Source organism: Streptomyces sp. UH6 (assembly GCF_013421635.1).
In the GTDB taxonomy this organism is placed as follows: Bacteria; Actinomycetota; Actinomycetes; order Streptomycetales; family Streptomycetaceae; genus Streptomyces; species Streptomyces abyssomicinicus.
In genome coordinates this window covers 1-2,338 of sequence record NZ_JACADT010000900.1, presented here as the reverse complement: position 1 = coordinate 2,338, position 2,338 = coordinate 1, and the positions used below count along the sequence as shown (strand labels likewise).

At 71.9% G+C, this 2,338-nt stretch carries 3 protein-coding genes; 1 reads left to right on the top strand and 2 read right to left on the bottom strand.

Features of this window, described 5'->3' with window-relative positions; translation table 11 throughout:
• Both HW445_RS27330 and trpS read right to left on the bottom strand, forming a co-directional pair.
• Positions 1-569 (bottom strand): 2'-5' RNA ligase family protein (locus HW445_RS27330; protein WP_180223549.1); only part of this gene is annotated, 569 nt, incomplete at its 3' end.
• A gap of 189 nt (positions 570-758) precedes the next feature.
• Positions 759-1,772 carry a tryptophan--tRNA ligase gene (trpS, locus tag HW445_RS27325; RefSeq protein WP_180223548.1) on the bottom strand — a complete coding sequence of 338 codons (1,014 nt, stop codon included), beginning with the start codon at positions 1,770-1,772 and terminating at the stop codon, positions 759-761.
• 202 nt (positions 1,773-1,974) lie between these two features.
• Here trpS and HW445_RS34305 point away from each other — a divergent pair.
• The coding region (locus HW445_RS34305; RefSeq protein WP_180223547.1) for an SDR family oxidoreductase at positions 1,975-2,338 on the top strand (364 nt) is incomplete at its 3' end.

The window sequence follows — 2,338 nt, the reverse complement described above, 5'->3', positions numbered from 1 at the left end:
TGGAGCGTCGGGTGTCTCTCCGCCGCGGTCTGGGGCGGCACCAGCGCGCCGCCGAACGGGAAGTCGCGCAGCCGGCGCCACACCCCGTCGGCGCCCTGCTCGTACAGCGCGAAACCGGTGCAGGGCCACTCCGCCGCGTAGTCGGCCAGCTCCTCGAAGGCGCGGTCCATCGCCTCCTCGGCGATGCCGTGCGCGACGGTCACGTGCGGGTGGTACGGGAACTGCAGCTCCCGCGCCACCGGCCCGGCCTCGTCGCGGACCCGGGCCTGGAGCTCGGCGCACTCGTGCGCGCCGGACACCACCCGCACGTACACCACGGGCGACAGCGGACGGAACGTCCCGGTACCCGCCAGCCGCATCGGGAAGGGCCGCGCCGCCGCGGCCACGTCGGCGAGGTGCGCCTCGATCTTGGGCAGCGCGGAGGCGTCCACCTCGGTCGGCGGCAGCAGGGTGACGTGCGTGGGAATGCCGAACGCCGCGGCGTCGCCGAAGCCCGCGCGCCGCTGCTGGAGCAGGCTGCCGTGCGGCTCCGGGACCGAGATCGACACGCCGATCGTTACGGTCCCCACGTCGTCTCCTGTCGTGTCGTCTTCCGTCACGCCCGTGCTGTGCCGGACGCGTGGTGCCACCCGCCATCGACTGTACGGCGGCGCACCGCCCAACCGGGAGGATCGCGCCCGTATCACCGGTGGCGCGAGGGGCGCTCGGGCGGGCGGAGTATCCTGCCCCGCCGCCCGGGCGCGCCGGGCCTCTTCCGGTCAGTGCTTGGCCGGGACCAGGCCCATCCGCCGGTAGGTCGCCGCCAGCGTCTCCGCCGCGACGGCGCGCGCCTTCTCCGCGCCCTTGGCGAGGATCTGGTCCAGCGTCTCCGGGTCGTCCAGGTATTCCAGCGTCCGGTCGCGGAAAGGCGTCACGAAGTCGACCATGACCTCGGCCAGGTCGGTCTTCAGGGCGCCGTACATCTTGCCCTCGTACTCCGCCTCCAGCGCCGGGACGTCCTTGCCGGTGAGGGTGGAGAGGATGGTGAGCAGGTTGGAGACGCCCGGCTTGTTCTCCCGGTCGAAGCGGATCACGGTCTCCGTGTCGGTGACCGCGCTCTTCACCTTCTTCGCGGTGACCTTCGGGTCGTCCATGAGGTTGATCAGGCCCTTGGGGTTCGCCGCCGACTTGCTCATCTTGGCGGACGGCTCCTGGAGGTCGTAGATCTTCGCCGTCTCCTTCAGGATGTACGCGCTGGGGACGGTGAAGGTCTGCCCGTACTGGGTGTTGAACCGCTCGGCCAGGTCGCGGGTCAGCTCCAGGTGCTGGCGCTGGTCCTCGCCCACCGGGACCTGGTCGGCCTGGTAGAGCAGGATGTCCGCGACCATCAGCATCGGGTACGTGAACAGGCCGACCGTGGTGCGGTCGCTGCCCTGCTTGGCGGACTTGTCCTTGAACTGCGTCATCCGGGAGGCCTCGCCGAAACCGGTGATGCAGTTCATCACCCAGCCGAGCTGGGCGTGCTCGGGCACGTGGCTCTGCACGAAGAGCGTGCAGTGCTCCGGGTCCAGTCCGGCCGCGAGCAGCTGGGCGACGGAGAGCCGGGTGTTGCGGCGCAGCGTCTCCGGGTCCTGCGGCACGGTGATGGCGTGCAGGTCGACGACCATGTAGAAGGCGTCGTGGGACTTCTGCATGTCCACCCACTGGCGGACGGCGCCGAGGTAGTTGCCGAGGTGGAACGAGCCGGAGGTCGGCTGGATACCGGAGAGCACGCGAGGACGATCAGAGGCCATGCCTCTCATTCTCTCAGGTCTCCCCCGCCCCCTGGGAACGGGTGCGCGAGCCCGCGGCGGGCGGCGTCACGGAGCCGACCGCCTCCGCCGGCCGGCGCTCCGGGCTTCCGTCTCCGCGCCTTCTGCGCCTTCCACGCCGTTCGCGCCCCTTGCACCCCTTGCGCGCGGCGGACATACGAGTGACGCGTGAGCGCGTCACCCGGTGGCCCGGCCGGTGGCCGGTCATGGTGTCAGTGGCCCCCGGCGGCTTTCCGCCCGCCGGGTCGTCCCGCGCGACGCACCGCGCCGACACTTCAGGGGCTCGCGCTCCGGCGAGGAGTTCGTCATCTCACCAAAGGCCGTCGTACTGTCGGGCGGGACCGGATTCCTGGGCTGCCACCTCCTGCCCCGTCTGCTGGCCCAGGGCCACTCCGTGATCGCACTGGTCCGGGGCACACCGCAGCGGGCCACGCACCGTCTGGAGCGCGCGCTGAAGTTCGCCGGCGCCCCGCAGGCGGTCGCGAGCCTGGGCACGGACCGGCTCCGCCGGCGAAGGCCCGCTCGACGCCCGCGGCGGCGGACTCGAG

What these genes read in the sequence shown, in the direction of transcription:
- trpS (WP_180223548.1), bottom strand. Translation starts at nt 1,772, where the DNA reads ATGGCCTCTGATCGTCCTCGCGTGCTCTCCGGTATCCAGCCGACCTCC.